The 7,418-nt window shown below is 60.3% G+C and carries 7 protein-coding genes; all 7 read left to right on the top strand.

Translation table 11 applies throughout. The features are described from left to right. Positions 1-942 (top strand): phosphopyruvate hydratase (eno, locus tag VEZ52_RS09400; protein WP_324836576.1); only part of this gene is annotated, 942 nt, incomplete at its 5' end. Between the two features lie 188 nt (positions 943-1,130). Then, on the top strand, positions 1,131-1,988 hold the full coding sequence (gene folD, locus VEZ52_RS09395; RefSeq protein WP_324836575.1) for a bifunctional methylenetetrahydrofolate dehydrogenase/methenyltetrahydrofolate cyclohydrolase FolD: 858 nt from the start codon (positions 1,131-1,133) through the stop codon (positions 1,986-1,988). A gap of 24 nt (positions 1,989-2,012) precedes the next feature. Beyond that, on the top strand, positions 2,013-2,453 hold the full coding sequence (locus tag VEZ52_RS09390; RefSeq protein ID WP_324836574.1) for a DUF805 domain-containing protein: 441 nt from the start codon (positions 2,013-2,015) through the stop codon (positions 2,451-2,453). 140 nt (positions 2,454-2,593) lie between these two features. After that, on the top strand, positions 2,594-3,673 hold the full coding sequence (locus tag VEZ52_RS09385; protein WP_240823295.1) for an iron-containing alcohol dehydrogenase family protein: 1,080 nt from the start codon (positions 2,594-2,596) through the stop codon (positions 3,671-3,673). Between the two features lie 96 nt (positions 3,674-3,769). Then, positions 3,770-4,957: a DegT/DnrJ/EryC1/StrS family aminotransferase gene (locus tag VEZ52_RS09380; RefSeq protein ID WP_324836573.1), complete on the top strand. Its 1,188-nt coding sequence runs from the start codon at positions 3,770-3,772 to the stop codon at positions 4,955-4,957. Positions 4,958-5,050: 93 nt separating this feature from the next. Continuing rightward, positions 5,051-6,739, top strand: a complete 1,689-nt coding sequence (locus VEZ52_RS09375) for a cytidine 5'-phosphate N-acetylneuraminic acid synthetase (RefSeq protein ID WP_324836572.1) — start codon at positions 5,051-5,053, stop codon at positions 6,737-6,739. Positions 6,740-6,761: 22 nt separating this feature from the next. After that, a partial coding sequence (locus VEZ52_RS09370) for a cytidylyltransferase domain-containing protein (RefSeq protein ID WP_324836571.1) occupies positions 6,762-7,418 on the top strand: 657 nt, incomplete at its 3' end.

Below are 7,418 nucleotides of genomic sequence, written 5' to 3'. Positions count from 1 at the left end.
GTGGCTTCCGAATTTCTTGGCCTGCCGCTCTACAAGTATCTTGGCGGCATCAACGCCAAGGTGCTGCCCGTGCCCATGATGAACATCATCAACGGCGGCGCGCATGCTCCCAACAATCTGGATATTCAGGAATTCATGATCATGCCCGTTGGGGCCATGACCTTCCGTGATTCCCTGCGCATCGGCGCGGAGATTTTCCACACCCTTCAGGCCATCCTCAAGAAGGACGGTCACGTGACCAGCGTTGGCGACGAAGGCGGCTTTGCCCCCAACCTGAAGAACCACGACGAGGCCTTTACCTACATCATCAAGGCCATTGAAGAAGCGGGCTACAACCCCGGCTCCGAAGTGGCTCTGGCCATCGACGCCGCCGCCAGCGAATTTTACAAGGACGGCAAGTACGTGCTCGGCGGCGAAGGCAAGACCTTCAACAATGCTGAAATGAGCGACTGGCTGGCCGAATTCACCCAGAAGTACCCCCTCATCTCCATTGAAGACGGCATGGCCGAAAGCGATTGGGACGGTTGGGGCATGCTGACCGCCTCCCTGGGCGACCATATCCAGCTGGTGGGCGACGACGTGTTCGTGACCAACCCCGCCATCCTGGCCGAGGGCATTGATCAGGGCGTGGGCAACTCCATCCTCATCAAGCTCAACCAGATCGGCACGGTTACGGAAACTCTGGACACCATCGAAATGGCCAAGGAAGCTTCGTACAGCACGGTTGTTTCGCACCGCTCCGGCGAAACCGAAGACAGCTTCATTGCCGACCTCGCCGTGGGCGTCAACGCCGGGCAGATCAAGACCGGTTCGCTCTGCCGCTCCGAGCGCATGGCCAAGTACAACCAGTTGCTGCGCATTGAAGAAGAACTGGACGACGATGCGGACTTCTTTGGCCCCATCATGGCCGAATACTATCTCCAGGCAGAAGACGAAGACTAGGTTTATCCGCCCGCAGATCAGGCCGCTCTACGGCATGGTTTGCGGGCTTTTCACAGCTGATCGCGTATGGACCTCCAACCCGCGCGCAACCATATTGGAAGGGCGCGGGTACCACCAGCGACCGTCGCACCGGCCGGGCGCGGCGGTCGCCCTGTTTGCGGCGGCTATCTTATTTTTTGGAGTTTGACATGATCTTGATTGACGGCAAAAAAACCGCCGCCGACATCCGGGCGGAACTTGGCGCGGAAGTGACCGCCGCCCGTGCCGAGGGCCATCGTGCTCCGGGCCTTGCGGTTATTCTTGTGGGCGAAGACCCTGCCTCGCAGGTCTACGTGCGCAACAAGGAGCGCGCCTGCGCCGAAGCCGGTATTGTTTCCTTTCCGCACCATTTGCCTGCCGCCACCAGCCAGCAGGATCTGCTGCAACTCATTGGCGAGTGCAACGCCAATCCCGCTGTGGACGGCATCCTGCTGCAACTGCCGCTGCCCAAGGGGCTGGACGCGCAGGAATGCCTGCTGGCCATTGATCCGGAAAAGGACGTGGACGGTTTCCACCCTGTGAGCGTGGGCCGCCTTTCGCTGGGTTTGCCGGGATTCGTCTCCTGCACGCCCGCCGGGGTCATGGAGCTGCTGCGCCGCTACGACCTGCCCACCAGCGGCAAGAAGGCCGTGGTTGTGGGGCGCTCCAATATTGTGGGCAAACCGCTGGCCATGCTGCTGGCGCGCTCCGGCCGTTTTGGCGACGCCACTGTGACCGTATGCCATTCGCGCACGCCCGATCTTGCCGAGCAGTGCCGTCAGGCTGATTTTCTGTTTCTTGCCATGGGCAGGCCGCGCTGCATCACGGGCGACATGGTGCGCCAGGGCGCGGTGGTCATTGATGTGGGCATCAACCGCACTCCCGAAGGTCTGTGCGGCGATGCGGATTTTGCCAGTGTTAGCCCCAAGGCGCATGCCATTACGCCTGTGCCCGGCGGCGTCGGCCCCATGACCATTGCCATGCTGCTGAGCAATACCGTGCAGTCGTGGCGGCAGCACCGGGCCTGATCTTGCCTGTTGGAGGGAGAACACATGGAATTCAGGGAAGCCGTAAGAATCTGCCTGACCAAGAAGTATTGCAGCTTTAAGGGCCGGGCCTCGCGCTCCGAATTCTGGTGGTTCTGCCTGTTTACGCTGCTGCTCAATATTGCGGTGGGCATTGTGGGGGCTATCGCCCCAGCGCTGGCTTCCATCATCAGCGCCGTGCAGGCCCTGTGGCTGCTGCTGCCAACGGTGAGCGTGTCAACGCGCAGGCTGCATGACCGCAACCTTTCGGGCTGGTGGCAGCTGCTGCCGCTGGCAGCGGCGCTGCCTGCCATAGCAGGGGCCGTGCTTGAAGCTGATGGTCTGCTGGTGCTGGCAGGCAGTGCGGCGGCTCTGGCGAGCCTTGGGCTTCTGGTGGTTTACGCGCTTAAAGGAACCTCCGGATCCAACCGTTTTGGCCCTGATCCACTTGACGACAGCGGGGTCTGAGGGCCACCATATGAAGGTTGTGCCGCCCTTCGGCGACAACAGGCGAAAATCCGCGCCAGTGGCCTATTGCAGGCCATCTTGCCAGACGTTCGGCTATAGCGTATGGCCCGGTCATCATCTGCCATATTGAGAGGGCAACTATGTTTCGCAACGCAAAGAATGTCGGTTACTATATGATTGGTTCGGGCAGCCTTGCCCAGCTTGGCGATCTGATCGGCGCGCGCCGCGCCGCAGTGAACGGCCCTGCCGTGTTCTTTATTGACCATTTTTTTGAAGGCAAGGATCTCATTGCCAAGCTGCCCGTGGAAAGCAAGGACATGGTTGTCTATGTGGACACCACCAACGAGCCCACCACTGACAGCATTGACGGCTACACCGACAAGGTGAAGGCCTTCCTCAACGGCGCGGCTCCCTGCGCCCTGCTGGCCTTTGGCGGCGGCTGCGTTCTTGATACCTGCAAGTGCGTGGGCAACCTGCTGAACAATCCCGGCAAGGCCGAGAACTATCAGGGCTGGGAACTGGTCAAGAACCCCGCTCCCTACAAAATCGCCGTGCCCACCCTTTCCGGCACGGGTTCCGAAACCTCGCGCACTGGCATCATCTGCAACGAGGAAAAGAACATCAAGCTGGGCATGAACAGCGACTACACCATGTTTGAACAGGTGCTGCTCGACCCTGACCTCACCGCCAGCGTGCCGCGCAACCAGTATTTCTACACGGGTATCGACACCTACATGCACTGCTTTGAGAGCATCACCGGCTCTTACCGCAACGTGGTGGTGGATTCCCTGGCTGAAAAGGCCATTGACCTCAGCAAGCAGGTCTACCTTTCCAGCGACATGATGAGCGATGAAAATCGCGAAAAGCTCATGATCGCCTCCTTCCTGGGCGGCATGGCCGCCGGTTTCGTGGGCGTGGTGCATCCCCTTTCCGCTGGCCTCAGCATGGTGCTGCATATGCACCACGGCATTGCCAACTGCTACGCCCTCACCGTGCTGGAAGACATCTACCCCAATGAATACAAAGACTTTATGGCCATGATGGAACGCCAGGGCATCGACCTGCCCAAGGGCATCTGCCAGGGCCTTACAGATGCGCAATACGATGCCCTTTACGGCGCCAGCATTGTGCACGAAAAGCCCCTTTCCAACCGCCTTGGCCCGGATTTCAAAAAGATCCTCACCAAGGAAAACGTTATCGAGCGCTTCAAGCGCATGTAGCCGCGCGCGGCGCAACCAGCGCCGTCGCTTGCAGTGATAACCGCAGATTGTGCGCCGTCGGGCCTTCCGGCGGCGCATTTGCCACAAGGAGTCCTCATGGACCTTAAAGTGAATTTCAGCGGCCGCGCCATCCGCTACACGGAAGAAGAAATCGCCGTGGTTGTCGAGGTCATGCGCAATGCCGACACGCTCACCCAGGGCGTGCACATGCGTGATTTTGAAAGCAAGTTTGCCAGCTATCAGGGCGTTGCCCAGGGCAGCTGCTTTGTGACCATGAACGGCGTTTCGGCGCTGGAGCTTTCGGCCCAGCTGTGCCGCTTCAAGCCCGGCGATGAAGTGGTCATGCCTTCGCATACCTTTACGGCCTCTGCCTACCCCTACATCAAAAAGGGCGCCACAATGGCCTGGGCTGACGTTGACCTTCTGACCCGGGTCGTCACAGCCGAAAGCATCGAAAAAGCCATTACGCCCCGCACCAAGGCCGTTGTGGTGGTGCACCTGTACGGCTATGTGGCAGACATGGCCGGCATTGCCGCCCTGTGCAAAGAACGCGGGCTTATCCTCATTGAAGACGCAGCCCAGTCCATCGGCTCCGAGCTGAATGGCAAAAAGGCTGGGAGCTTTGGCGACATGGCCGTTTTCTCTTTCCATTCGCACAAGAACCTCACCACCCTTGGCGAGGGCGGCATGCTCTATGTGCGCGATCCCAAGCTGGCGGCCCTCGTGCCCACCCTGCGCCACAACGGGCATTGCGGCTATGACTTTGAGCGGCCCGACTACTGGAAGCCCGCCATGGGCAATGTTGACCTGCCCATGCTGGACGGCGAACCCCTGCAGCCCAACAACTACTGCCTTGGCGAAGCGGAATGCGCGCTTGGGGCCAAGCTGCTTGAACGTATCGACGCTATCAATGACGAAAAACGCGCCCGCGCCCTGCGCTTCATTGATGCGCTGGCGGACTTTCCCGAGCTGGAGTTCCATCGCGAGGATTCCCGCCGCCATAACTACCACTTGCTTGCCGCGCGCATGACCACGGGCACCGAAGCCCGCGACCGCTTTATCCGCGCCATGTTCAACGAGAAGGGCGTGAAGTGCGTGGTGCAGTATATTCCGCTGGACCGCTACGATTACTACCGCCGTCTGGGCATGGGCAAGGCCGACTGCCCCAATGCCGACACCTTCTTTGACGCCATGATTTCCTTCCCCTTCCAGCATTGGCTGACGGATGAGGAATTTGACTACATGCTGGCCTCCACCCGCGAGGTTCTGGCCAGCCTGCGCTAACGCGGCCTGTATTGCCCCGGACAAGATCGGAATTCACGATGTTGTCCGGGGTTTGCTCACTGCGCCATGTTCCTTCCGCACAGCAGAGAACACATGAAAGAACGCTGCATCGTCATACCTGCCATCAAGAAAAATGCCGTCATTCCTGATCAGCTTGTTAAAAAACTGGCCGGGGTCACGCTTGTGGAAAGGGCCGTCAATACTGCGCGCGGCGTTTTGCCCGGCGATGATATTGTTGTGCTGACCGACAGCCAGGAGATCGCGCTCATCTGCGAACGCGCGGGCGTGCGGTACCACTGGAACAAGGATCTGCGGTTCACCAGCCTTGATATCGTTACCGAAATGCGCGGGCTGCTGACAGAACTTGCGCGGGAATACGAGCACTGTATGATTCTGCGCGCCTCCTGCCCCCTGCTCACCTGGGTGGATGTGGAAGACGCCTGGAAGCGCTTTCGCGAGGCGCAGGCCGATAGCCTGGTGACGGTTAAAAGCATGCGCCAGCGCATCTGGAATGTGCAGGGCGAAGGGCTTGAGAGCCTGCTGGATGAAGACGCCGGGCACGACAGTGAAAAAATGCTGGTGGTGGAAAGCCGCGCACTCATCATTCTGCGGCTTGCCCTGCTGGACAAGGCCAACGGACACACGCTGGGGCGCGGCAAGATCGTGCCGTATTTTCTCAACGACAGAGCTATTGAAATTCAGGGCTATCAGGACTGGTGGATCTGCGAACACCTGCTGCAACGGCGGCATGTGGTCTTTGTGGTGGCGGGCTGGCCCGCCATCGGCATGGGGCATGTGTTCCGCGCGCTGATGCTGGCGCACGAGATCACCAACCACAAGATCAGCTTTGTCTGCACGCGCGAGAGCGAGCTGGCGGTGGAAAGCATTGCCCGCAAGGACTACAAGATCGTGCGCCAGGGCAACGAGGAGCTTGCAGACACCGTGCTGCGCATGCGGCCCGACCTTGTGGTCAACGATATTCTGAACACCACGGCGGCCTACATGGCGCGCCTGACCACGGCTGGCGTGCGCTGCGTCAATTTTGAGGATGAAGGCCCCGGCGCGGACTGGGCGCGGCTTGTGGTCAATGCCCTGTACGAAGACAGGGACAGCAACGAGCGCCTGCGTTACGGGCCGGATTATTTTTGCCTGCGCGATGAATTTCTGGGGGCGGTGCGCAATCCCTTCCGCCCGGAACTCAGGACAGTGCTCATCACCTTTGGCGGCACGGATCTCAACGACTGCTCGCGCCGGGTGCTGGACATCATCGAACCCATCTGCCGGGCCTACGGCATCCGCATACGCCTTGTGGCGGGGCCGGGCTATGCCCACAAGGACGCCATGGAGGCGCATCTGGCACGGCTGGATAATCCGCTGGTGGAATTTACCTGGGCCACCAATGTCATGAGCCGCATGATGGAAGGGGCCGACCTTGCCATCTGCTCCGCAGGGCGCACGGTGTACGAGCTGGCCCATATGCGGATTCCTTCAATGGTGCTGGCCCACCACGAGCGCGAGGCGCGCCACACCTTTGCCCGCCCCCGCAACGGCTTTGCCTTTGTGGGCATTATGGACAGGGTCAGCGATGCCAAGATTCGCAATGTTTTTCTGGCCATGCTCAAGAATCCCCGTCGCAAACGCTTTTGGGATCGCCAGAACGCCCTTAATTTTACGGCCAACAAGGGGCGCGTTGTAGCCCTTATGCAGAATATCCTGCAGGAAGGCGCAGCCGCCCCGCAGGCGGCGGAAGATGCCGCTCCCGCAGAACCGCAGCACGCGTAACCTGCTCCACAAAGGAACACCCATGCGCAAGACCGGCAAGGTTATAGCCATTGTTCAGGCCCGCCTCGGCTCCACGCGGCTCCCCATGAAATCACTGCTCTGTCTGCGTGATGTGCCCGTTATCGACTGGGTAACGCGGCGGCTGGCGCAGGCGGTAAAGCTTGACGGCATCATGGTGGCCGTGCCGGATACGCCCCTTGACCGTGTACTCATGGAGCATCTGCAAAGGCGCGGCGTGCCCTGCGTTGCCGGTTCTGAGGACGATGTGCTGGCGCGGTTCTGCCTTGCGGCCCGCACGGCGGATGCCGGGCGCGTGGTGCGCGTGTGCGCCGATAATCCGCTCATCTGGAGCGGGGCCATTGACCGGCTCGTGGATTTTTACGATCAGGGCGGCTGGGACTATGCCTATAACCATATTCCGCGCAACAACCTCTGGCCCGACGGCCTCGGTGCGGAAATTCTTTCGCGCGACCTGCTGGAAGAACTGGATGCCAAGGCCGTCCAGACCTCGCAACGAGAGCACTGCCTCAACTACATCTGGGACAATGCCGCCAGCTTTAAAATAGGCACGTTTGATCCGGAAGAAGACTGGCTGCGCCGCCCCGAACTCAAGCTGGATATGGACAGGTCTGACGACTTCTGCCGTCTGGCGCTCAAGCCCATCCACCCCGACATGGAC

The organism is Desulfovibrio sp., from assembly GCF_035644575.1.
In the GTDB taxonomy this organism is placed as follows: domain Bacteria; phylum Desulfobacterota; class Desulfovibrionia; order Desulfovibrionales; family Desulfovibrionaceae; genus Desulfovibrio.
Note: the sequence above shows the minus strand (reverse complement) of the source record. Positions and strands in the feature narration are given on the sequence as shown.

Excerpts from the sequence above, each read along its gene's own strand:
- VEZ52_RS09380 (WP_324836573.1), top strand. The coding sequence starts at position 3,770 with ATGGACCTTAAAGTGAATTTCAGCGGCCGCGCCATCCGCTACACGGAA.
- VEZ52_RS09385 (WP_240823295.1), top strand. The coding sequence starts at position 2,594 with ATGTTTCGCAACGCAAAGAATGTCGGTTACTATATGATTGGTTCGGGC.
- VEZ52_RS09375 (WP_324836572.1), top strand. The coding sequence starts at position 5,051 with ATGAAAGAACGCTGCATCGTCATACCTGCCATCAAGAAAAATGCCGTC.
- VEZ52_RS09390 (WP_324836574.1), top strand. The coding sequence starts at position 2,013 with ATGGAATTCAGGGAAGCCGTAAGAATCTGCCTGACCAAGAAGTATTGC.
- folD (WP_324836575.1), top strand. The coding sequence starts at position 1,131 with ATGATCTTGATTGACGGCAAAAAAACCGCCGCCGACATCCGGGCGGAA.